Source organism: Methanoregula sp. (assembly GCF_041663825.1).
GTDB lineage: Archaea > Halobacteriota > Methanomicrobia > Methanomicrobiales > Methanospirillaceae > Methanoregula.
This window is the reverse complement of the sequence record NZ_JBAYLY010000004.1, coordinates 99,283-122,747: the sequence shown is the minus strand read 5'-3', so window position 1 is coordinate 122,747 and position 23,465 is coordinate 99,283. Positions and strand designations below refer to the sequence as shown.

At 50.6% G+C, this 23,465-nt stretch carries 22 protein-coding genes; 9 read left to right on the top strand and 13 right to left on the bottom strand.

The window, feature by feature from the left end; genetic code table 11:
- Positions 1 to 340: 340 nt before the first annotated feature.
- The 7 genes from WCX19_RS03345 to WCX19_RS03315 all read right to left on the bottom strand — a co-directional run bounded on the left by WCX19_RS03345 (position 341) and on the right by WCX19_RS03315 (position 9,140).
- The gene (locus WCX19_RS03345) at positions 341 to 2,416 is read right to left on the bottom strand and encodes a hypothetical protein (protein WP_373004971.1); all 2,076 of its coding nucleotides are present in this window, start codon (positions 2,414 to 2,416) and stop codon (positions 341 to 343) included.
- Between the two features lie 714 nt (positions 2,417 to 3,130).
- Complete coding sequence (locus WCX19_RS03340; protein WP_373004968.1) at positions 3,131 to 3,688, bottom strand: DUF447 domain-containing protein; 558 nt, start codon at positions 3,686 to 3,688, stop codon at positions 3,131 to 3,133.
- Entirely contained in the window at positions 3,676 to 4,497 is an 822-nt protein-coding gene (locus WCX19_RS03335) for a triphosphoribosyl-dephospho-CoA synthase (protein WP_373004964.1), read from the bottom strand. Before WCX19_RS03335 ends, WCX19_RS03340 begins: the two co-directional genes overlap by 13 nt.
- On the bottom strand, positions 4,469 to 5,608 hold the full coding sequence (locus WCX19_RS03330) for a methanogenesis marker 9 domain-containing protein (protein ID WP_373004961.1): 1,140 nt from the start codon (positions 5,606 to 5,608) through the stop codon (positions 4,469 to 4,471). Before WCX19_RS03330 ends, WCX19_RS03335 begins: the two co-directional genes overlap by 29 nt.
- A 222-nt stretch (positions 5,609 to 5,830) precedes the next feature.
- Positions 5,831 to 8,098, bottom strand: coding sequence for a PKD domain-containing protein (locus WCX19_RS03325; protein WP_373004958.1), 2,268 nt, complete (start codon positions 8,096 to 8,098; stop codon positions 5,831 to 5,833).
- 91 nt (positions 8,099 to 8,189) lie between these two features.
- Positions 8,190 to 8,471 (bottom strand): hypothetical protein, encoded by a 282-nt coding sequence (locus tag WCX19_RS03320; RefSeq protein WP_373004955.1) that lies wholly within the window; start codon positions 8,469 to 8,471, stop codon positions 8,190 to 8,192.
- A gap of 384 nt (positions 8,472 to 8,855) precedes the next feature.
- Positions 8,856 to 9,140: a hypothetical protein gene (locus WCX19_RS03315; protein WP_373004952.1), complete on the bottom strand. Its 285-nt coding sequence runs from the start codon at positions 9,138 to 9,140 to the stop codon at positions 8,856 to 8,858.
- Positions 9,141 to 9,280: 140 nt separating this feature from the next.
- Here WCX19_RS03315 and WCX19_RS03310 point away from each other — a divergent pair, with 140 nt between their 5' ends.
- The 6 genes from WCX19_RS03310 to WCX19_RS03285 all read left to right on the top strand — a co-directional run bounded on the left by WCX19_RS03310 (position 9,281) and on the right by WCX19_RS03285 (position 14,720).
- On the top strand, positions 9,281 to 9,742 hold the full coding sequence (locus WCX19_RS03310; RefSeq protein ID WP_373004949.1) for a DUF2178 domain-containing protein: 462 nt from the start codon (positions 9,281 to 9,283) through the stop codon (positions 9,740 to 9,742).
- Complete coding sequence (locus WCX19_RS03305) at positions 9,732 to 9,950, top strand: helix-turn-helix transcriptional regulator (protein ID WP_373004946.1); 219 nt, start codon at positions 9,732 to 9,734, stop codon at positions 9,948 to 9,950. Before WCX19_RS03310 ends, WCX19_RS03305 begins: the two co-directional genes overlap by 11 nt.
- A gap of 780 nt (positions 9,951 to 10,730) precedes the next feature.
- Positions 10,731 to 12,086 (top strand): COG1361 S-layer family protein, encoded by a 1,356-nt coding sequence (locus tag WCX19_RS03300; protein WP_373004943.1) that lies wholly within the window; start codon positions 10,731 to 10,733, stop codon positions 12,084 to 12,086.
- An 11-nt stretch (positions 12,087 to 12,097) separates the two neighbouring features.
- Complete coding sequence (locus tag WCX19_RS03295; protein WP_373004939.1) at positions 12,098 to 12,778, top strand: ABC transporter ATP-binding protein; 681 nt, start codon at positions 12,098 to 12,100, stop codon at positions 12,776 to 12,778.
- On the top strand, positions 12,775 to 13,974 hold the full coding sequence (locus WCX19_RS03290) for an ABC transporter permease (protein ID WP_373004936.1): 1,200 nt from the start codon (positions 12,775 to 12,777) through the stop codon (positions 13,972 to 13,974). Before WCX19_RS03295 ends, WCX19_RS03290 begins: the two co-directional genes overlap by 4 nt.
- 119 nt (positions 13,975 to 14,093) lie before the next feature.
- Complete coding sequence (locus WCX19_RS03285; RefSeq protein WP_373004933.1) at positions 14,094 to 14,720, top strand: FkbM family methyltransferase; 627 nt, start codon at positions 14,094 to 14,096, stop codon at positions 14,718 to 14,720.
- Between the two features lie 60 nt (positions 14,721 to 14,780).
- Here the strand turns inward: WCX19_RS03285 and WCX19_RS03280 are convergent, their stop codons facing one another.
- From WCX19_RS03280 to WCX19_RS03265, 4 genes are all read right to left on the bottom strand, one after another.
- Positions 14,781 to 17,117 carry an RND family transporter gene (locus WCX19_RS03280; protein ID WP_373004931.1) on the bottom strand — a complete coding sequence of 779 codons (2,337 nt, stop codon included), beginning with the start codon at positions 17,115 to 17,117 and terminating at the stop codon, positions 14,781 to 14,783.
- A 214-nt stretch (positions 17,118 to 17,331) separates the two neighbouring features.
- Positions 17,332 to 17,754: a nickel-responsive transcriptional regulator NikR gene (gene nikR / locus WCX19_RS03275; RefSeq protein ID WP_373004983.1), complete on the bottom strand. Its 423-nt coding sequence runs from the start codon at positions 17,752 to 17,754 to the stop codon at positions 17,332 to 17,334.
- 168 nt (positions 17,755 to 17,922) lie between these two features.
- Entirely contained in the window at positions 17,923 to 18,468 is a 546-nt protein-coding gene (locus tag WCX19_RS03270; RefSeq protein ID WP_373004928.1) for a type IV pilin N-terminal domain-containing protein, read from the bottom strand.
- Positions 18,468 to 19,124 (bottom strand): type IV pilin N-terminal domain-containing protein, encoded by a 657-nt coding sequence (locus WCX19_RS03265; protein WP_373004925.1) that lies wholly within the window; start codon positions 19,122 to 19,124, stop codon positions 18,468 to 18,470. Before WCX19_RS03265 ends, WCX19_RS03270 begins: the two co-directional genes overlap by 1 nt.
- Before the next feature lie 313 nt (positions 19,125 to 19,437).
- Between WCX19_RS03265 and WCX19_RS03260 the strand changes: the two genes are divergently transcribed.
- The 3 genes from WCX19_RS03260 to WCX19_RS03250 all read left to right on the top strand — a co-directional run bounded on the left by WCX19_RS03260 (position 19,438) and on the right by WCX19_RS03250 (position 21,127).
- The gene (locus tag WCX19_RS03260) at positions 19,438 to 19,863 is read left to right on the top strand and encodes a type IV pilin N-terminal domain-containing protein (protein ID WP_373004922.1); all 426 of its coding nucleotides are present in this window, start codon (positions 19,438 to 19,440) and stop codon (positions 19,861 to 19,863) included.
- Positions 19,860 to 20,774 (top strand): hypothetical protein, encoded by a 915-nt coding sequence (locus WCX19_RS03255; protein ID WP_373004919.1) that lies wholly within the window; start codon positions 19,860 to 19,862, stop codon positions 20,772 to 20,774. Before WCX19_RS03260 ends, WCX19_RS03255 begins: the two co-directional genes overlap by 4 nt.
- A 143-nt stretch (positions 20,775 to 20,917) precedes the next feature.
- Entirely contained in the window at positions 20,918 to 21,127 is a 210-nt protein-coding gene (locus WCX19_RS03250) for a molybdopterin-binding protein (protein WP_373004917.1), read from the top strand.
- 732 nt (positions 21,128 to 21,859) lie between these two features.
- Here the strand turns inward: WCX19_RS03250 and WCX19_RS03245 are convergent.
- Together WCX19_RS03245 and WCX19_RS03240 are read right to left on the bottom strand one after the other, a co-directional pair.
- On the bottom strand, positions 21,860 to 22,732 hold the full coding sequence (locus WCX19_RS03245) for a class I SAM-dependent methyltransferase (protein ID WP_373004914.1): 873 nt from the start codon (positions 22,730 to 22,732) through the stop codon (positions 21,860 to 21,862).
- Between the two features lie 124 nt (positions 22,733 to 22,856).
- Positions 22,857 to 23,123, bottom strand: coding sequence for a hypothetical protein (locus WCX19_RS03240; protein WP_373004911.1), 267 nt, complete (start codon positions 23,121 to 23,123; stop codon positions 22,857 to 22,859).
- Positions 23,124 to 23,465 lie beyond the last annotated feature (342 nt).

Sequence of the window (23,465 nt, the reverse complement as noted above, 5' to 3'; positions counted from 1 at the left end):
TTCGGGGGCGATCTGAAAGCCAGAAAATTCCTGATTCAGATGAAAGAAATCGCCAGTAAGATGATCGTTTACAATATCCACAAGTGTTTACTCTGGTTCTTCATTGAGGATTTCTACAGAGCATTATTTTCAAAAAGTGTCTTTTCACGTATCTGTGGCTTTTAAATTTGTTTTTAGTTTATGAGTGATTTCATCGATTAAAAAACGGAACAATACTTCGGCGATGGTAAGGGTCTTACCGATCATGTTTTGTCAGGGATTAATTTTTTTATCTCACCATATTCAGGAATAAGTTTGGTCAATACCAAAAAATTAGGGCTCCGGAAAAAAATTGATTGTATTACCAGTTCCCGGCAACCGGCTTATCCCCGGTCGTCCCGAAGGAATATTGTCGGTCGGTGGTTGACCCATCCCACTGGCCGTTACCGTTGTAGTCAAGGTACCATACGCCATTCCGGAAGACAGCAATCTCACTCTTTGTACCGCCATTCCATTTCCCGGCAACGGGTTTGTCGCCATACTGTCCGAAGGAGTATTGCCGGTCGGTGGCTACCCCATCCCACTGGCCGTTACCGTTGTAGTCAAGGAAGAATAATCCATAGAGGTAGAGACCGATCTCTGACTTCCCGTTCCCGTTCCAGTCCCCGACAACGGGTATCGTTGCCGCCGCATTGTCGGCACTCACACTGTTGGCATTGGTGCGGCTGCTCAACAGGCTTGTGGCACTGGTGTCAAGAATACTGAATGTATACATACGATCAGTTACGGTACCATCCCACTGGCCGTTACCGTTATAATCAAGGAACCAGTCCATTATCAGTCCATTGTTGCGAAGACGGGCAATCCCGATCTCGGCCTTTCCGTCCCCGTTCCAGTCACCATAGACTACATTTTGATCATTTACTCCATACGTGTATTGCCGGTCGGTTACAGCACCGTCCCATTTCCCGTTTCCATTATAATCAAGCAGCCAGGTACTGCCATACCGCTGGATGCCTATCTTTGTTTTCCCGTTGGCATTCCAGTCCCCTACGGCGGGCATATCTATACTCGTACCAAATGAATATTGTCGGTCGGTTACAGTGCCGTCCCATTTCCCGTTTCCATTGTAATCAAGCAGCCATGTCCCACTGCGGAATACGCCAATCTTATCTGCGCCCGTTGTGGGACTTGAGGAGGTCCAGGTACTCGTAACCGTATTGGACGTTGATACCTCCCCGTCAGAATCAATCATAGTTGCTACGATAGTGTCAGTACCGACTGTAGTTCCCGTGTAGGTGAAATAGGTAACACCCGTGCTATCGGTAGTACCTCGTCCGGTTTTTGGAGAGTTTGGACCTGATGTGATCGAAAAATTAACCTGGCGGTTGGGGATGACCTTTCCGAGATCATTCTGGACATAGGCTTTGACGGAATAACTCGTCCCTATTACCGTCGTTGCACTTGTCGGTGAAAGGGTTATTCCCTCGCCAACGATTGCGTTGTTGCCTTCAGTATAAAACGCCCCAAAGAAAATATTGTCATTCATGGACGGGTTTTTCGTGGTAACGTTTATGGCCTGAGATCCTGTCGTAACAAACGGGCGGAGATCATACAACTCATCGTCATAACGGAAATTCCCTACTTTCGTAGCATAAGGATCCGGGGGGTTTGCAATGGTATCATTGATACCACCTACCGTGAGTAATGCCCCGTTAGTGCTCTGGCCATCATCCTCTCCACCGGCCCACGTTGTGAGTCTCCTTGTGTTGACATCGATAATACTGTATTGAGATTGACTTATCTGGTAACTATAGGATATCCCTAAGGAAAGGCTAATGTTCTTCGTAACCTGCGGATCATACGGTCGTGCGAGCGACATCCAGAAGGTATCCCCGGCAGTCTTCTGTGCACCGAACAAGAGGATGATCGAGTTATCAGTCAGAACATGGGGATCATCAAAGATCACCACAAGAATTTCCCCTTCCGTATCATATGAATCTGCTTCGGATACAGGTATATTGACCATTCCGGCCGGCGCACTGTCAACAATTGGCTTAACAATTGTCGTTACGTCTGCCATATAGTTGTACGAACTGATATCATTGGCAATCTCCTTCTGCCAGACAACGCTATTCCCGTTTATTTTGACACTCCCGGCAGGCAGTTTGTAACTTGTATAGCCTGTCGTTGCGGCAGCCATGTAGGCTTTCCGGACCGTAGCGCCCGTGGGTTTCTGGACCCGTATGATTCCGGAATTTGCGGGATAATAACCAGCACCATCGATAGAATACGATATCCGGCCATTTGTTGTGACGTATGGCTGAAGGTTCGTGTTCGTCGCTGAAACTGCCGTGTATCCCGAAGATCCTGTGCTGACCGGTGGTGCAGATCCTGGAATCCGTTGATCTGCTGCCGATACCATTGCTGTCATCATGCAGATACAGCAAATTAGCACAAACAGAAATTTCACTGTTTTAAGTCTCGTCATTGGTAACACCTTTGCCAGAACATATCACTGGCAATCCCACTATCCCGAGATTAATATAAAAAATTTTGGTTGTTGCTAATGTGTTGACCTTTCGGGAGAGTAAATAACTTATATTTGGCCAGAGGTAGTGAAAATCTCCGGATTTTTATTTGTTTTGTACATAGATATTCACCGGAGAAGATCCGAACATAAACATACCGCAAAATGACGTGGATAGACGGCTAAAATGTAACAACAGGGCATCTCGGCATAGGAGACGGGTGTTTGAGACCCAGTACTTCTCTAAATTTTCCTTTGCAAACATCAGAATTTTAATAGGACTTCCCGAAGCGATTTCCGATCCATTGGGGGTACCCCCTCCTGCCAGCCCGGGGTGGCACCCCCCACTCCCAAAAAGGAGAGGTACCCCGACCCCCGACCGATTTTTTAAAAGCATGATACCCCCACCCCCCTCTTGTGGCCCGGGGGTGGGGGGTGGCTATCAAAAAAGATACTTCCGCTTCCAGATCTGGCTTATACGAATTTTTGGTGGTTGTTCATCCAACTTGAAAATAGAGAAGTATTGAGGTTTTATAATTACTATTCGTCTTTATTTCATAGCGTTTCTTTTGCCATTCGGTTCCAGGGTAAGTTCCACAGGGTCAGGATTTCCTGATTTGACTACTCACTGATATACCCCATCAGCAACCCGAGTGCCTCAATCTCCTTTTTCCCGCCACACTTCCGCACGATTTCTGCGTGATAATCGATCAGGCGCCGGAGTTTTGCATCAGGGTTCACCCGGTATCGGGTCGCGTGAACGGTCGCATCGATGATGCTATTGAACCCTCGGTTCACCGGATGGATCGCCACCTCTTCAATGATCTCTTTTTCCTGTGTAAGCCGGACCATCATTGCACCCTCCGTTTTGCGTTCGACCGTCGCGGTAAATGCGATCCAGGCTTCGGCACTGGCGAGCCGGTACATCGTCCGTCCCATCACGGGTTCTTCTACAAACGCATCGCGCGGAAGATCCTCAAACGCTGTCCGCACATACAGTATAGGATCGTGGATAAAATTTGCAACCACCCAACCATCCCGCTCAACGTTTTCTGCGGTATGGCTGCCGGAAAAAAGTATCATGCTTGCCGTTTTGTCCTGAAAGCGGATGCCGATGGGCGCCGCGTTAAATGCGGTGGTGGCGATCACTTCGCTAATGCCGCCTTTTATGAGTCCCATTCCCATCCCTCGCCAAGAGCCATAAAGATCGCTGCAATCGTGATATCCGCGATCGAGCCCGGGTTGATGCCGGCCTCAATGCACTCCGCATCGAAGGTTTCCAGCACCCGCCGGCCGTCGAGCACTTCGCGGGCCTTTATCAGGGTCTGCTCCGCGACCGCACGCCCATGCTTTTTTATGATAAATGTGTCCGGCTCGGTCGCAAGCAGGGTAAGAAACATCTCCACGATTGCTTCCCGTCCCGGCCCGATCTGGTGAAGGATATCGGCACCCCGCCGGGTCAGTATAAAACCATTGACCCATTCGCGGGCGACCATGTCGTTTGCTGCCGAGTGATGCATCACGTCAAGCAGGGTCATATTACGCTCGCGAAGTTCGTCGAGTGCTTTTGGATCGTTTACGTCAAGTTCGTCTTCCGCGTTCATACGGACGCAGGTAAGACGAAACGCCTTATAGAATGCAACCGCATCGGAGACATCAGTTGTTGCGATCGCTTTTATAGCACCCTCGATACCGCCGCCATACACGAGCGGTATCAGAAGGATAAATGCGCCAAAATGCGTGTTGCCACCGGTATGCACGTTTGTCTGCCGGACCGCGTGCCCGATAATCTCACCGATCCTCCCTTTACCGGATGCAGCCTCTTCCAGCGCCGGTCGTGCAAAAATCGTGGAAGCAAGGAAATGTTCGAGTCTCGTGTCGGGATAATCATGGCACCGGTCCACGTTCCCGGGCTTGGGAAAGGCGCAGACCTCTAGCATCATTGCAAGCTGTGCTCGTTCAGCAGCACTCATCAGGCGGGATGTCATGGAACACACGGCTCATTACGGTATCTGATAACTCGCGTTTCCTGCGCATATATTCTTTCTTTGGGAGGCCTTCCTGTGCAAGCGTCATATCCCGGAACATGCAGGGCGAGGAGGTCTTGCAGCACCACGCAAGGCTGCCAAAGCAGGTATGGGGGCCGCCTTCAAGGGGTGTACCTTTCACCGCATCCAGTTTTAACCGGACATATTCCTCCTTTGAGAGTCCGATACGCGAGAGCGCCGGGATGAGGGGGCACTCCTTGACCGGCATACAGCAGAACGCGAGCGCCCTGATATCGCCGCCCCGGCAGAGCTGCTTTGGGGAATTATACCACCCCTCCTCATCTGCATATCGCGTAATGGCCGCATCCAGCCCGGCAAGTGTGTGTTCATCGGACTGCCGCGCAAGCGAGACGATATCGGCACCGTGGGAGAGCATATCCCGCATTTTATCGAATGTCGTAATGGAGTTGTTTGCGATGATAAGAAGCGGGCAGCTGTTCCGGATCTGTCGGAGTTTTGCAATACCGGCATCCATGAGATCGACATGCAGGATATCGGCACCGGCGCCCCAGAGCGCCCGCACGAGCGCCCGGTCGTCTGTGGCAACCCCGACGCGCATCTTCACCGAGACCGTGACATTCTTTGCCTTGAGGGCTTTTACGACCGCGACAAGGTCTCCGGGATTTTTGAGATAATATTCCCCGGCACCGGCCGCGACCATGGGGGCCTGCCGGCAGTGTGCATCGATCTCATAGACCACGCCATCCCCGAGTGCATCCACGATGGCGGTAAACGCGGTTGGGGAACTGCCCCGGAGGTTGATGCCGGCCACCACATCGCAGGTCTTGAGCGGGTCGATCTCCGCACGCAGCGCGGCTACCGGGTCGTCATACAGGAATTCTTTTCGATCACTGCCTGCCGCTATAGCCCGCGCCGCATCCATTGTGGGTGCATCGATCGCGAATCCGCCCATAAATGCGACCCCTGCATGCGCTTTCCGGTCGAGCACGTACCTGGCATCCACGATACCGGCCATGGATGCAATCGCTACCGGTGTCCTGACTACGTGGTCGTTGATAATGAGACCGAAGCGTTCGAATGCATCCATCATAAGTTCATATCAGTTGAGAGTCGCATGAGAAATGTCTTTGGATCCGATATGCCAGGATTCTGAGGGTAGTTATCCAATTTTATGAAGAATCGTGTTTTTTTCAGAGTAAAGATCAGCAGGGGTCGCATGATCCTGCATGCACCAGGCAAAAACTACCGGGGATACTATTTTTAATTGTTCCGTATGTAGTGGGAATAAAACGACGTTGGAAAGAAAAAAGGGTTATTTTAGTTTGGTATATACGATTGCCAGCACCGCAATAACGGAAGCGATGATGGAAACTGCCGCTGGCAGGGGCGCCTGGGTAGTCGGAATCGTAGTGGCTGCAACAGTTGCCGCTGTTGTCGGGGCAGCAGTCGTGCTCACTTTTGTGGGGGTGGCGGTAATGCTTACCGTGGGCGCGGCGGTCGTGCCGGCTTTGAAGGAGGTGTCACTGCCATACTGGTTTGTTGCGGTCAGGCTGACGTTATACGAACCTTCGAACTGGTAGATGTGGCGGGGGTTCTGGTCGGATGACGAACTTCCGTCACCGAAGTTCCATTTCCAGGAGGTCGGGGAGTTGGTTGACTGATCCGTGAACTGGACGAGGAAGGGTGCATTACCCATGCGCCGGTCCGCCGAGAAAGCCGCAACCGGTGCCAGTGTGGTAACGATGTAATTGGCTTTGGTTGTTGAATCCTGTCCATTCACATTTGAGGCAGTCAGGGTCACTGAGTACGAACCAAGAGTGGTATAAGTATGGCTTGGGTTCTTGTCAGTAGAAGTTGCACCGTCCCCGAAATCCCATTTCCACGAGGTTGGTACATTGGAGGACTTGTCCGTGAACATTACAGCCATCGGTGCACTGCCACGGGTCTTGTCTGCAATAAAGTCCGCACGGGGGATATTGAGAACCGTAATGTACTGCTTTTTAGTAATACTGCCAGTGATTGTGGGGCTTGATGCAGTCAGTGAGACGTCGTAGACACCTGTTTTATGATAGGTGTGATCGGGATTTTGGCCGCTACCGGTTGTTCCATCTCCGAAGGTCCAACTCCATTGTGTGGGCTCGATGGTTGAGAGATCCTTGAATGACACGACCCATCCAACACCGACAGTCGTCGAACGGGTAGTAAAGTCAACAGCTCCACCGTTACCGACAGAGATTATGTCTTTTTTAACCATGGTGTCAGTGCCAAAGTTATTCTTTACGGTCAAAGTGACTGTGTATAACCCTTCTTTCTGGTAGACATGGGATGGATTCGGGTCAGCAGACGTTGATCCGTCACCGAAGTCCCATTTCCACGAGGTTGGGAGACCGGTGGACTTATCGATGAAGCTAACCGGCATCGGTACCTTCCCTATCACGTACGGGGCGATAACCGGAATAAAATCTGCCGTGGGGGGAATACCGACATTGATGTAATTGGTCTTTGTTTCAGTGGCCATTCCGTTGGTATTCCGTGCTGTGAGACTAACCGTATAAATACCCTTCAGCTGGTATGAGTGGCTGGGGTTCTGCTCGGCTGATGCAGCGGTGTCGCCAAAATTCCATGTCCAGCTGGTTGGCGAGTTCGTAGAGTTGTCCGTGAACTGGATCGCGTCACCAGTACTAACTAATCTGGGGGTGGCGACGAAATCCACCTGGGGTACTCCGCCAACATTCAGAGTTTGTGTTGAAGTGTCAGTGTCAGTGCCGCGAGTAACGGTCAGCTTGACCTTGTACAATCCCGCGGTGGTGAACGTGTGGCTGGGGTACTGGAGGGCAGATGTCGAACCATCAGCAAAATCCCATTTCCATGCCGTAGGGCTGCCGAGGGATCGATCAGTAAAGAGGACCCCCAGCGGAGCTTTACCGGTTGCCGGGTCGGCTGAAAATTTCGATACAAGATTACCGGAAATCGTTACATACTGGTTTTTCGTGCTATACGAAGAGCCGAAATCATTGGACGCTGTCAGGATCACAGTGTAGACGCCTGCAGACCAGTAGGTATGGGTTGGGTTCTGTACTGTTGAACTGGTTCCGTCACCGAAATCCCAGTTCCAGGAGGTTATAATACCTGTGGACTTGTCGGTAAATGCGACGTTCTGAGGCGCATTGCCGCTTGTCGGGTTTGCAACGAAATCAGCTCTTGGTACCATGCCAATAACGATGTAATCTTTCTTAATCGCGGTGCTTGTTCCATATGCGTTCTTTACCGTAAAGGTTACAGTATAGGTTCCGCGCTGGAGGTATGAATGCACAGGATTCTGGTCTGTGGATGTAGCCCCATCGCCAAAGTCCCATTGATATGTCATTGGGGTTGACCCGAGAGATGAATCGATAAATGAGACTAATGTCGGGACGGTGGAGTATGCAGGATACTGTGCATTGAATTGTGCAACCGGCGCTAATCCAACAGTGATATAACCCGATTGTGTGCTATCCGATGCGGTAACCCCGGGCATTGCGAAGACTGCGAGGAGTATGATCAATCCTATGATCAGGGAGTACTTTTCCGATCTCATCATAACTATCAAACCAACATATCCATCAACAAGGTATTTAATTTATTCATTTCACAGTCCCCTGTTGCCATCTCTTCTTTTTTTATAAGCACTTTTATCTTTCTTCATCTGTTTCATAAAGCCGGGTTCTGAACGTTGTATCGATTCTTTTTTGTTGTTTTGCGGAAGTGATCCAGAACCCCCCTCTGCCGTATCCCACCATATGCACTTCGTCTACAGCATATTTGTACCGGGTATCCTTGCAGGCCGTCCATGAGACTTCTGATGCAACACGTTCCTGGGCTTTTGGGATTGTCATGGGAACATGACTGATCCAGAAGCAATGCTCTCCAAGTGATTGGATATTCCCGCAGGTGTAAAATGCTGAATCTGCCATGTGATAGATCGTTTGCTTTTGTGGCCCGGTTGTTTCTAACCACTTGAATCGAGTTGCGCAGGATCTTTTTATAGGAGGAGTTGTCGGACTCCCATCGGTACCCGTTCTATCGTGCAAAGTACTATTCCGTTGAAGAGACTCGTCGGGCCATACTCTGCTATTGTATCGAGCCGTCTATCCGGGCATTTTGCGGTATGTTCCTGTTCGTCTCTCTCCCGGTAAATGTCTATATACACAATAATTGAAAATTTACGATTTTTACTGCCGATGGTCGTATCATATTCTTTAAAAAAAGGAGCCAGTCCCGGATAAACCTGTACTCCCTGAGCACCAGAGATAGTATCCGGGTCCCGGTCGCACAGGAACCGGAACTGACGTTTTGTTTTATTCTTCAGGGACTGATGATTTGTCTTCCTCTTCCGTGGCAGGGGTTGTCCAGACCTTCCAGCAGAATCCTGCGATACATCCCACGACAAATACAACCAGCAGGATAGCGCTGATAAGATTCTCTGCAATATCCATCCTGACAGGAATATTCATTCCCATCAGTTGGTTAATACTCCCGATGACCATTGCCGCGATAAAGAACAGGATGAATCCTACAATAAGGCCCAGGAATACTGCCGCTGCAAGCCTCAAAAGACTGGGTGTATTGGTTTTTTCATTCATAAAATGCATGGTAAATCTGCCGATATAAATCCTTGTAATACCTCTTTAAGTGGCAGAAATATACCCACACCGGGCCGCCCGACGCGGGAAGGCTCATATTTATATCACGGCATGTTTAAAATTCTTTACAAAGGGACGCCATGAAAAAAAATATTTTTTATCTGATTATCGGGTTTGTCGCACTTGCCCTTCTTGCGATCTTCTGGTACTCGGTTGAAACATTCACCCCGGTTCTCTCAATGATTGCGTTTGTGATCGGAGTTGTGGTTATTTACGTAGCATACCGCAGAGTGGATGATTTTATCGAGGATGAACGGAGTGCACGGATCACCGAGAAGGCGGCCCTGAGAACATTCCAGGTGTTCTGGGTGTGCTTCTGTGCATTTTCGATCATGGCAGTTATGAATCTGCTCTATATGCCCCATCTTTCCCGTGAACTCAGGTTTGACCGCCAGTCCATGCCGTTATCCGTGGAGATAATGTCGCCAAGAATGATTGGATACGTACAACTGGGGCTCCTCTGCCTGATGATCTTCCTGTATGTTGGGTTCAGGTTCTACTATGCCAGAAAGTACGGGGAATGGGAGACAGATGAAGAATAAGATCAAGGTATACCGGGCGATGTATGATCTCACGCAGGAGGATCTTGCAAAGGCGATCGGTGTGACCCGGCAGACCATCCTTGCCATTGAGAAGGGAAAATATGTTCCCTCCCTGGATCTTGCGTTTCGAATTTCACGCCACTTCAAAGTGAACATCGAAGAGGTATTCACGTATGAAGATGAAGTGCGGACCGTAGATAAAGACTGATTTTGTAAAAAACTGACGGATTTCAGTACTTCTCTGTTTTTCACGTTGAAAGAACAATCACCAAAAATTCGTATAAGCCAGCACGGGAAGCAGGAGTTTTTTTGGCAGCCTCCACCCTCCCTTTATGGCAGGAGGGGGATCCCTATTTGTACAAAGGTGGTACCCTGTGGCAAGTGAGATACCCCCTCATGGGGTATGGCGTGGAAGAGAGTACACCCCCGGTCGGGGTACCTCCTCATTTTGCGGAAGCATCGATCTGTAAATCACGACGAAGTTCCCGGAGAAACCGGGCCAAGCGTTTTTAAAAACGGGGAGGTACCTTCCCCAAGGGTACCTGGCTGTACAGGGGATACCCCCACGGGGGGTGGGTGGCACTGATGGATAGGTGGGACCGGGTGACCTTCGCAAGGTAACACACTCCCTTCAGAGGTATTCGTCATGAAAAACCCGGTAACCTACTACGTTGTGCTTGCCGCGTTCTGTATCCTGACGTTATTAATTGGTACCGTTGATTACCTGGTATAATTATATGCAGTCTGGTGTGCCAGCCCGGAGCCATCGGTTATTTGACTCGACTTTAACACGTTTTACCCAAAACGAAGTACTTGTCGGATAGATTGCTTTTTAGAAAATTATTTATAGTGTACAGTATTAAATAGATTACAATAAGTAAACTATAAGTTACAAAAATACCATTAAACGTCCGGGAATGACACAATCTCAAGTGTGCCATTTCCCGGTCACGTATGTTCCTGACTCTCGTAAACGAAAGGAGTGATTATGAAGATATTTACCGCCCTCATGGGAATACTGATGATTTGTCTGATGATGACCGCTGCGAGTGCAGCCGGGGTCTCGGCAAGTACCACCAGCAGTTCTTCTAGTACGAGTTCTGTAAGTGCATCAACGACGTTATCTGCCGAACAGGCCCTGTCTCAGGTCTATGTGAGTTCCGTCACAGTCGATCCGCAGGAATTCTACCCCTATGAAGAAGGAACAATTTCGGTACAGGTAACAAACTCCGGATCCCAGTCGGTTGCCTTTTCGGATGCAGATATCCTCGACAGCAATATTTACATGGAGGATGAAGCCCATAACCCGTACCGGAGTATGATCTATCTTGGGCCGGGGAACACAATGACGTATACATTCAAGGTGGTTGCAAAACCCCCTGAGGGAATGTATTTTCCGCTTTTTACCCTTGCGTCACAAGATGCCGGAAGCCTCCGCTATCCCATTATGGTTAAGATCGATTCAAAACCCATTGAAGCATCGTTTTCCCTGGTACCTGACAATTTTGCCCTTCACAGTACAGATAACGTCAACCTGACGATCTACAATCCCCGGGAAGGTGCCATAACGAACGTTGTAATTACCCCCGGGGGATCCGGCTTTGGCATAACCCCGGACAGGGTCTTTCTGGCATCTGTTCCCGCCCAAAGCTCGGTGAACGTTCCCTTTGCCATCACTCCCGATAAGGCGACTACGGTTAACTTCAGTATCCAGTACGACAATGGTCCCATGAACCAGCATTCGGACAGTGTATCCCTGCCACTGAACATCGGCCCGAGCAAGACCGCAGCAAACCCGGTCATCAATAATCTTGCACTCACCACTCCCGGCACGTACTACCAGCTGACGGGTGACGTGACCAATACGGGTATCACCGATGCAAACGGGATGACGTTATCCACCGGCGCTCCGGTGCAGCCTGTTGATCCCTATGCACAGTATGCGGTCGGTTCCCTTACGTCCAATGATTTTGCCAGTTTCACACTCACCTTTACCGGTCAGGACCTGTCCGCTGTACCCATCACGGTGCAGTGGAAGGACGCAAGTGGCAACAGCCTGAGCACGGTGCAAACTTTCAATCTCCGCTCTCTTGCATACTCTTCAGGTACAGGTAATACCCGTTCGGGAAGTTCCGTATCAGGATCTACGGGTAGTAGTGCCTCAACCGCAGCGTCCGGTGGAGCAGCTAACCGTGGGGGCGGCGGCATGTTTGGGATCGGCGGCAGCAAGGCCGGGGGCCTGAGTGCATTTTATCCGGTTATTGCCGGAGGAATTATTGTCATTGCCGCTATTGTCCTGTACATAAAACGGAAATGGATACTTGCCAGGTTCAGGAAACAGTAGGAGCAGATGTCATGGATGACATTCCGCTTATCCGGCTTGTGGACGTGACAAAAACATATCATCTGGAGAGCGGAGACTTTACCGCGCTCGATCACGTCTCCCTTGATATCATGGAAAACGATTTTGTCGCCATTATGGGACCTTCCGGTTCCGGTAAATCGACCATGATGAACCAGCTGGGGATTCTTGATGTTCCCACATCAGGTAAACTGTATATCGCGGGACGGGATGTGGCTGAAATGTCAAACCTTGAGCGGACGCATATGCGCAGGGACACGATTGGGTATATCTTCCAGAAATTCTACCTGATCCCTCTTCTCACGGCATACGAGAACGTGGAGTACCCGCTCATCCTGAAATACAAGAAACGGGACACGACGGGCAAGGCCCATATCCTGCTCGATGAGGTAGGAATTGACAGGGAAATGGCAGCCCACCGGCCCAACCAACTCTCTGGTGGACAACAGCAGAGAGTGGCCATTGCCCGGGCACTGGTCAACGATCCAAAGATCCTTCTCTGCGATGAACCGACCGGAAACCTCGACCGTAAGACCGGGTTCCAGATCATGGATATCATCTGTGGCCTGCATAGTGAGGGAAAGACGGTCATTCTCGTGACCCATGACCCGAAGATTGCAGAGTATGCACGCCGCATAATCCGGCTGGAAGACGGGAGGGTTGCAGAATCATGATTAAAGGAGATATCTTCTTTGATCTCTCTGTCAGGAGCGTCCGCCTGAATTTCCTGCGTTCGCTTCTTGCATCGATCGGGATCGTGATCGGTGTCGTTGCTATCTCGTCCATGGGGATGCTGGGAACCAACATGCAGCTCTCGGTCAAAGACCAGCTCTCATCCAATGTCAACACGATCATTATTACATCCGATACCGTCAAGGTAACCAGTGTGTCAGGGGCTACGACCACGCAGAGCGGGATCGATAAAAGCGAACTCAACGATATCAAATCAGCCGCAGGACAAAACGAGGTCGTCCCGATCCATCGTACCAGTACCCAGTTTACTATTGGCAACACGAACGGCAGGGGTTCGATCTATGGGCTGGATCCCAATGATGTCTCCAAGTTCCTGACCGTGGATCAGGGGACCAACCTTAAAGGGGGTAACGATGCGCTTGTCGGTGCGACGATAGCCCAGAATTTTAACATCGTCCCGGGCAGCAGTATCAAGATCGGGCAGAATTGCGCCACGGTAACCCGGCCTGTGGTCCGGATCTCCGGCATCCTCGTGGCCCGGGGCATCTCCTCAGATAATGTCAATGCCGATAATGCGATTATCGTTTCTGACGATTGGTATACCACTCACTACGGGGGCAAGGATCTGTACGATCAGGTTAACGTGATCGTAAATGATGTCGATACCATCAATCAAATAGAGGCAGCGATCGACAGGAAAGTGAACCGGAATTCACAGGTTGTCCGGATCAGCGATGCCAGTTCCCGCTTGTCCTCAATCTCAAGCACCCTTGGTACGATTACGACATTTATCATGGCGATTGGCGGCATCTCGCTCGTTGTCGCTGCGGTGAGTATCTTCAACGTGATGATGATGTCGGTGAAAGAACGAGTGCAGGAGATCGGGATCCTGCTCTCTATCGGGACTGAAAAAGGTGAAGTGCGCCGGATGTTCCTGTACGAGGCACTCATCCTCGGTATCATTGGTGCGGTGGTGGGCGGTATCATGAGTTTTATTATCGGCTACTCGGTCGTGAACGCCATGATCGGCAGCACCGCGTATTTCTTCCGCCCGGAAAGCCTGATCTACATCCCGTACGGCATGATCATTGGTGTCGTTGTCTGCGTGGTGTCGGGGCTGTACCCTGCGTGGGCGGCCTCGAACATGGACCCGATAGATGCGTTGAGAAGTGAATAAGACCACCGCATTTTTATTCGGCTTCAGGGGGAAGGGATCAGTTTTATCGCATGATCTGATCTACCGGGAAGAATACTCACGGTCCCCACTCCTGCGCAGGATACCCGGGGTTTTCCCTTATGAATACGCCACCACCCGATCTCTCCCGAAAAACTTCCTCGCAGCAGATTGTTACCTGTGACCTGGTACAGTTCCGGGTGACCGATGCACCTTACCGGCAGATCACAAAAGTTCCCGAGTACCAGATTTCGGATATCCTGCCGGATGACCGCGTACTCGATATCGGGGCAAATGTCGGTGCGTTCTGCCTGCGGGCGGCAAGGCTTTCGCCGCATGTGACCGCCGTTGAACCGGTGACTGCCGATCTCCTGGAAGAGAATGTCCGGCTCAACCATGCGGACGTGCGGATCATCCGGGGGGCGCTTGGCACCGGCATGCCGGCAGAGATAACATGGGACGAGTGCCGGCGTATGTCCCCCACGTACACGCTGGGAACCCTCATTCAGATGGCCGGGGGCTGCGATTTCCTGAAATGCGACTGCGAGGGAGCGGAGTGGCTGATAGAGCCCCGGGATCTCGACGGGATAAGGAGAATCGAGATGGAACTGCACATTCCGCCCATCAGCCCGGTTCCCAATCCGGCGCTGCTGGATTATATCGGGGATCGTTACACGTTCTCGATCGACCGTTCGCCGGTTTATTCCACTCTTGGCGTGATGGGGATCCTGCACGCAACACGGAAATGAAGCGTCAGGGCTGGCAGCGGGAGTATTGTCTAAAAAAGGTGTGCGGAGATCGGGGTCTGTTTATGACGGGGATTGCAAATCTTCCGGTTCCTGTGTTCCGCCGGCCATACTTCTGTTTTTCCTGCGGTCGGTCAGGGTTCCCATCAGCGAGAGCACTGCCGGCATAATGAAGATTGCACCGGCAAGCGAGAACCCGACCGCAATCAGTGTCGTGATCCCGAAATTGCTGATAATGGGGAAACTTGCGAGGAGCAGTGCAGAGAATCCAAAGAACGTGGCAAGTCCTGATACTGTGATGGCGGTCCCAATCTTTTTGACACTCTCCTGTATGGCACGATGCGTGTCCCCCACCCGCTCATACTCTTCGGTATAGCGTTCCATCACGAGAATCGTATACTCAGCGGCAATGCCGATCGTCATGGAGCCCAGCGTCACGGTCAGCGGGGTATACTGGAGGTCGAGCAGGTACATGGCCACTGCATTCCACCCGATGACGATGATGATCGGGACAAGCGGGGTGACTGCATGGAGGTGCCGGTAGACAAGGGCGAGGAACGCGAAGATGAGTACAAACCCTAACAGGGTCATGTTCTCCTTTGACGAAGAGAGATCGGTCATAAGCGATGTATAGAGATCGAAGTCCCCGGTGGGTTTTGCGGTGATGCCGGGCGGCGGCTGGATAAATTCTGCATCCTTTATCATCGCCTCTTTTAACGTTGCCCGCTGCTGCATCTCCATCTGCCGTGTCCCGAACTGGATTACGGTCACCATCGAGCCGTCGAGATACTGTTCTTTTATATCGTTGGGGATGAGGCCCAGCGCGTGGTTTGCCTGGCTCTGGGTTTTCGGCATGATGCCACCGTTGTAGGCAACAATGTAATCAGCGATACTTGTCGCGCTGGTGATCTGGTCGTGGTGGGCGAGCTCATAGGCTTCGTACTGCCGTATCCATGTGAGGGTATCCAGATCGGTGACACGTTCCCCTTCGACAATAATGGGCCGGGTATCCGTCGATCCGATGACCCGGGTCACGAGATCGCGCTGTACTTTTGCCGGCATATCCGGGGGGACAAACGTGTTCTCGTTTGTCTGGACCGGGATATAGGCATCGACCTGGAACCCGATCACCGCGATGAGTACGGCGATGAGAAGTACCGGCACCGGGTTCTTTGCAATCTTCACGGACACGTCGGTCAGGAACCGGCCATACGACCACGGTTCTTTTGCCGGCCGGGCGGAACCTGTTGAATGGGCCTTTGAAAGTGAACTGCAGGCATCGGTACCTACGGCATAACAGGTGGTTGTTTGTGCCGGTTTGGGTTTGTATTTGAGCAGGAGCCCTGCCGTCGGGATCCCAAAAAGCGAGATACAGTAACAACTCATGACGCCGATGATGGAAACAAGACCGAACGACCGGATCATCGGAACCGGGGAGATGAACATGGCAAAAAAGCCCATGCAGGTCGCAAGCATGGCGTAGAGAACCGCCGGCCCGGTGCGGGTGACGGTCATGAAGACGGCATCTTCGAGAGAACCTTTCCGGGCCTCCTCGTCAAACCGGGCGTGGAACTGGATCGCATAGTCGATCCCGAGGCCGATGAGTACCGGGAAGGCGCCGACCACGGCAAGGTTTAAGGATATCCCGGCAAGTCCCATCAGGCCCATGGAGATAATAAGCCCGATACCAACGATCAGGACCGGCAGGAACCGGTGGCTGACGTAGGAGAAGAGAAGGCCCATCATCAGCACCATCAGGATCATCGCAGCGGCGATAAGCACGACCATGGACTGGGTCAGTTCATCGGACATCTGATCGACAAACGGGGTCGTCCCGGTAATATCGACCGTGATGTCCGGGGGCGGACCGGATGCCTTCAGGGTTGCTTCGATCGTGTTGAGTGTTGCAGTCTTATCCGCATCTGAAAGACCTTCGCTTACCTGGATCTGGACAAGCGAGAAGATATTTGAGGGTACCGCTTTGGCTTTAAGGGAGGCCGGGATCTGATCCATGATCCGGTCGATCTCTGCCTGTGACTGCGGGAGGGTACCCTTGTTGTAGGCCTTGAGAATATCAACAATCCCGGTCACGGACTGGATGTTTCTCTGCTGGCGGATGTCTCCTTCGAGCCGGTCGACATAGGAGAGCACTTCGGGCGAGACCGGGTTTCCGGATTTGACGATCAGCACAAGAGCATCTGACTGGAACGTGGTGCTGTACTTGTTGTAGAGGATGCCCTTTGCCGAGTCCTTGTCAAGGTAGGTTTTCCAGCCGGTCTGCATGGTCAGGTGGGTCATCCCGTACAGACCGACACAGACAATGAATGCAATAAGTACTGCGATGAGCACCGGGCGGCGGGTGATCACATGTGCGATTTTTTCAAAGAGCCGATCGATCATCTGGTTTCCTCACGGTACCTCCGGTCACCGGAGACCCTTGCAGATATTTCAGATATATTCTTGAAGATTTTTTACTTCAGAACCGGCACTGACCTGTCGGATTCTGCCGTACTGACAGAAGGTTAGTAAAAATCCTCCCTAAAGGTTGCGGTTTATGCGGATGATTGGATATCCCTGGAACAAAAGTAAAAAAACGAAGAATGACCGATCCGGTTTAGTCTTCAATCTGGATCGTGGTAAGTTTCACCGATTCGACCCCTTTCTGCGACATCAGCCGCTCTGCAAGGGTTTTTAACTGCGAGCCGTCTCCGTGGACAAGGATCACTTCAAGACACCGGTTATGGGTCACATGGGAGTGGAGGGAGGCCTTGATAATCTCGTGGTACTCGTGCTGGATATCAGTGATGGTGGTGAGAAGACCGCGCTGGTCATGATCGTAGACCATCGTGATAACTCCTTCGCGTTCTCCCTTGACGTCGGCCATCCATTTGTAGTAGGTGATGTAGGTGCGGATGGCGTCGCGGATGCCTTCAGACCGGGAGGAATATCCCCGTGCATTGATAATTTCGTCAAACCGGTCGAGCAGGTTTTTCGGGAGGGATATCCCGATACGGGAGAGATCGTTTTCGAGGGTCATATCATCAATCATGTGAATATCATTGCTGCTTGTTTTTTAAGGTTTGGAAAAAATGGGGGATTGGGTAATACTTAGTGTGAGGATCATGACAAACGTGTGCTCACTATCAAACACTTTACAAAAGAAGTTTCGGGAAATGCCTGCCACAGGTAAGGACTGTCACTTCACTTATTGCGGGAACAGCGATCCCATCGCAATGGTTTTACTTGTCCGGGTATCGATCACCATCCAGGTGAGTTCTTTGTTTTTCCAGAACACAACATTCCCGAATTGAATTCCCGTATCCCCGTCAGTGTTAACCTGCCCGTCAATGAAGAACCGGTCCCCGGCCCGGACCGTGGTGTCATTATACGCAGGACCCGTCGAACCCATAAGGGTAAAATTTTGACAGAGGGTACCCCTATCCTGTCGGGTCAGTTGGGTCTTGTTCTCTGTCTCATCGGATCTGAACACCACCTTTACCGAACTAAGCGAGAATGGATCACCACCGGTATGATCGAAATAGATTCGGTAATAATCACCGTTACTATTGGTATGGATTTTATCATGAAAATTTGCCGTTACACTCAGGGAACTCTGGGGGGATTTTTCCGTTGTATCGCTAAAACCCCCGGCAAATGCACTGGCAATCGCCGCGAGCATGACCGTTATGGCCAGCATGAGCATGACTCCGACAACCGGTGATACAGCCTGATCGCGCCCCGGATATACCATCAGCTGATCACCACATCCTTGTCAAAGATGATCTGACCGCTAGGGGTATGAATAATTTTTACTGTCACCACTCCGCCAGCACTGAACTCATTCGCATCAGTTGCGGAACTCCTGATAAACTGTACATTGGGGAACAGCTGTTCCATGCCAGGATTACGGTGCAGTTCCGCGTTTACGGCATCAGTCTTCTCTTTCACGCAGTACTGGGCCGGTGTTACCAGAATATCACCAGGTCCGAATGTGGCCGAGGCGTTCCCGAACCATCTATCAGGGCTACCGTGCCTCTCATCGCTGATGAACAGGGCCCCGTACTGCTCTGTCCCGGAAGACCCCTCTACATCAACAGTTTTCTCACCGATAAGAGAACCCCGGCTGATATTGCCGGATCCAGGAACGGTATAGTATGTCACGATCTGAAGATCCTTTGTCTGGAGGACATTTCCTGACACATGCCTGATGGTCATTGTAGGGGCAGAAAAATTGCCATAGACCTTTGCCGCATAGATGCTGACATCAAGGATCGCGCTGGGTGCTTTTTTTTCCGTGTTGGAAAAACTTCCTGCCGTGGCGCTGACAATCGCGGCGATCATAATGGTCACTGCCAGCATGAGCATGACACCGACTACCGGGGAAACCGCAGCATCCTTCCGGGTCACCAGTTCACGCTCCTGTTTTTTTTCATAAATTTGTTCCTGAAATCGTTTCAATTATTAAATCAGCCTTCAAAAGTTATATCTTTTGTTTAACTCTCGTTAATAATTTAAAAATAAAGGTTAATAAGATGGTGTATCGCAGTTATCCTGTCACTGGATTACAAAAGCAGGATGCCGGGATTGCTGGTGAGTATAGGGATTGCAGAGAGACAAAGTGAGATTGTACGCTGCAGGGACACGACCCTGTAATTTCTGTCCTGACAGGAAGCGACCGGTCTCTTTTGTATCCGGACAACGTAACGGGAAGGCAGGATTGATGACCGGTAGGGCAGACAGTGAACGCGGAGTATCAGAGGTTGTCGGCGAAATGCTGATGATCGGCCTTGTCATTCTCCTTATAGGGGTATTTGCTGCAGCGCTGGGTAATTTTCTCCCCACGACCCGTGACCCAAGCGTTACGATCCTGCTGAGTAACGACACGTCCGGGAACATCACGCTGTGGCACAAAGGTGGCGACTGGGTGAAGAAGGCAGACCTGACCGTTGTAATCACTTATCCCAATGACACACAGCAAAAGATTAACAGTGCGGATTCTATCCGTTTTGTCATGGTCCCCAACAAAACGGTTTTCGATCTGGGGAGTAATATCACGGTGAAGACCGGTGGCATCCTTATGGGGAATGAAACGATCTCCCTTGTCACACCTCACGCACGGATCTTTACCGGGAGGATACCCTTATGAGGCGGGATGCAGCAGTTGCCCCGGTCATCGCAGCGATGCTTGTCCTTGCAGTTATTGTGACGTTTTTTGCCGTCTGGAATGCAACTGCCATTCCTGCCATGAAGGAACAGGCAGAAGTCTCGCATCTGCACGAGGTCGAATCCGGCATCCTCCGATTTTCTTCGGATATTGAGTCTGCCGCATCCACCCCGAACAATATGAAACTGTCAGAACGCATACCTCTGGGAGGGGGAGATGTTCTCTTTAGTTCAACCAGGTCCGGGGGGACGCTTGCAATTCAGGATGAGGATAAAAATCGTCCCTATATGGTGATGGAAATTAGTAGTACGGAATCAGGTTCAGATCATCTCAACGGGGCAAATTTTAGACTGGTTAATTATTCATATCGACCGTTTGGTAATTTTTGGCAGGATCAGGGATACATCTGGTCACATGGCAATGTAAATGTGACAAAAGGAACACTTATGACACCCTTTAAACGTGCTGTGGAGTATAATTTAACAGACGCACTTTTCAGTGCCGGTTCATATCCTAATCCCGCAGATCCTTACAACTGCTCGGTAGTTGACATAAAAGGGGTAAACATTATACGAGCAAATTCCGATGGATCCGTGAGTGGAAATGGGATGGGTACTCTCGCCCTTGAAAGTACCCGGAGAACAAAAAATATTCCTAACGTTACCCATATTAATATAACTGTCAGCTCTCCGCTGCCTGATTTTAAGAAAGCCCTGCGTGAATCCATAAACACCAGTCTCAATAATAGTGTCGTGGAATCACCGCACTGTGGGAACATTCATTTTAACCGCATGCTGTCAAATGACAATTCCATTTGGCTGACTATTGATCCGGGTCCGACCAACGTGACCGTGAGCAGACAGATTACGGACATTTCCCTTAGTGCATATTGATAGCAGGGAAACTAAACCTGAATATTTCAACTGTGAATTATCGAAGGTAGTGCCTTAATTATCAGCGAGATGCTCCGGCGCTTTGTTTGGGCGCATAGTAAACTACTTATACTTACCACCACCAGTTCCCATTGGTGAGAACAATGAAGATCAGTGCACGAAACATTCTGAAAGGCAAGGTAAAAGCGATCACCCCCGGCAGCGTCAACTCCGAAGTTGTTATCGAGCTGCCGAATGGACAGGAGATTACGTCCATTATCACCAAGAAATCGGTTGCAACGCTTGGCCTTGCAGTCGGCAAGGCGGCATATGCCGTGATCAAGTCCAGCGAAGTCATGATCGCTGTCGACTAACCTTCTTTTATTTTTGCCATTCATCAGGGTCTCGTGGCATGCGAGTCTGTTTTGCCAGGGGTCAGTCTCCAAACACCGGGTATACCCTGAAAGACCGCCGTTTTTTTATCCAGTATGCCTGATTCGGGACTCACGTGGGTTTCCAAAAACAGATATAAAATCGCCCTGCCCCATCGTGCCTCTAAAGATACCTCATGAAGGGGAGCCTTCCCATAAGGTTCTATTAATGATTTTCATAGTTTCGGAGTGTCCTCGATCGGTTTATGTCATTTTCTCATAAGGGGATCCATCTGCTATGCAGTCCAGGATTATTTTCGCGGGTTTGGTTAATTATTAAGTATTAACTTAATTTCAAAGTTAAAAGAAAAATATTATAATGTTGTAAGGGAAATATGTGTATTGTCCCTTTGGGATAGCACGCACCAAGTGGACAACATGCACGCAAACACAGATCATTAGGAAGAAACATCAGTGCCTCGCTTGAAACGGCAGGTTTGTTTACCAGAAATAATCCTCGACACCCTCCATCGGCCGCGATTACGACCCTAATCCCAGGAGTACGGTCTCATCAACCTCCATTGCGGCCCGGTGTCAGTATCTGCCAGGTAAAGCCAAAGGCAGATAACCTTTTTTGGGATATATTTACGATTTTTGTAAGAATACCTGCATACCCCGCCGGAATTTTCTCTTAAGAAAGTGTTGGGAGAAATCTCTCACGCGGGAGGATTCGCGCTAGATCTCCCATCGGATATGTGCGCCCAGTGAATCCCCGGGAAGCCGGTAACCCCCTGCCGAATGCAGCATATTACTGCGGAAATAATCGTACAGGATCGTCTCTTGGGTCGGGGTTGAGCAGTTCAGCCGCTGGTAGTATTCACTGACAGCGTCTTCAATTTTCGGATAGATCGTCGGCTGCTTTCTTTGTTCAACGCCGATGTCTGCATAGATCCCCATCTCACAGAGCACCTGCCAGAGACAGTCTGCCAGCGGTTCACCGGTATATTCAGTACCGTGGAGTTGCGGCCAGAGGTCATGACTGACCCGTACCCACGACGGTGGTGTTAAAAACCAGAAGAGGTGAATCGTTCCGGTACAGCAGGCCTGCATCTTAAGAAGTGCCGCACCAATGTCAGTCATCGTAAGAGAGTACGATGCGATCACTACGTCAAACGGTACATCCAATTCTTCCAGGGGGATATCTTCCCATCGCCGGGGAATAACCGTAATATCCGGTACACCTGCGAGCCGCTGGTTCTGTGCGAGTCCTTCCCGCATCAAATCAGATGGTTCGATTACCGTAACCCGGCAGCCTTTGGCGGCGAGGGGAACGGCAAGGGTGCCCGTTCCTGCGCCGATGTCGAGCACCCGTGATCCCGTAGGGATATTCATATCCGCTAGCTGGGTCTCAACTTTGCGGTTCCATGATACAGATTGCCGGCTTTTCCCGTAAATTTCCTGCACGTTTTTCGAACAGCTCCAGTAACCCCGGGAACCGGGGGAATTCCCTGTGGCAGCGGAACGGGCACATTTCTGCTGCTGCCAGCGGTCCCGCCAGTAACGGGGATTTTTCTTCGGGAGTAATCTCTGTGGATTATACGGAGTCATACTTTAATCGTTCCTTGTCTGCGGGGAATATACCGTCCTGACCCGCCATCCGGGAAACCTTGTAACCTGATCGCATTTCATAAACAAACCCTGCATGAAACGCTCCCTTGTACTCCACTCCCCATCAGATATCCCGTTTCCGGCTGTGCAGGTACATCATCTGTCTGAACTGGAGCGAACAGGGATTAATCGCGGCCTTCCGGAGTTGTGCAGACTCAATAAATGTATTGGCATCGAATTCATCGACCAGCCGGAAATCGGTTTCGGTTTCAAGAAGGACGCTGACAAATTCATTATCCACTTCCCACTCATCAAGGATCGGTACATACCTTTCATATGTCCCGTCACAGGTAACCCGAAAAAGGCACTCCACCGGCCGGTCTGCTGTCATGAAATATGCGGGATATGTAACCAGTTTCCCGAACTGTATGCCACGATCCCCGGAACAGGGAATAACATGACGTATGTTCCCGGAAAGAATATCCCCGGGAATACCGTCAGGGTATGCAGCGCATGACGGTGTCGTTCCGGAATGGTAATGTCTGCAGGCTTGACAGAGTGGCGGGGGGTGAAGCATCACGGGCGTTCCTTCGTTATGTATCCTGTGATGTGCGTGCCAGAGAAAAATGTTGGCATCCGTAACAATGCGACCCTCACTGTCGTGAGAATGATACGGCAACCGCAAATCTTCTGACAATCCCTCATACACAAACCAGCCGTCCATTTTTTTATT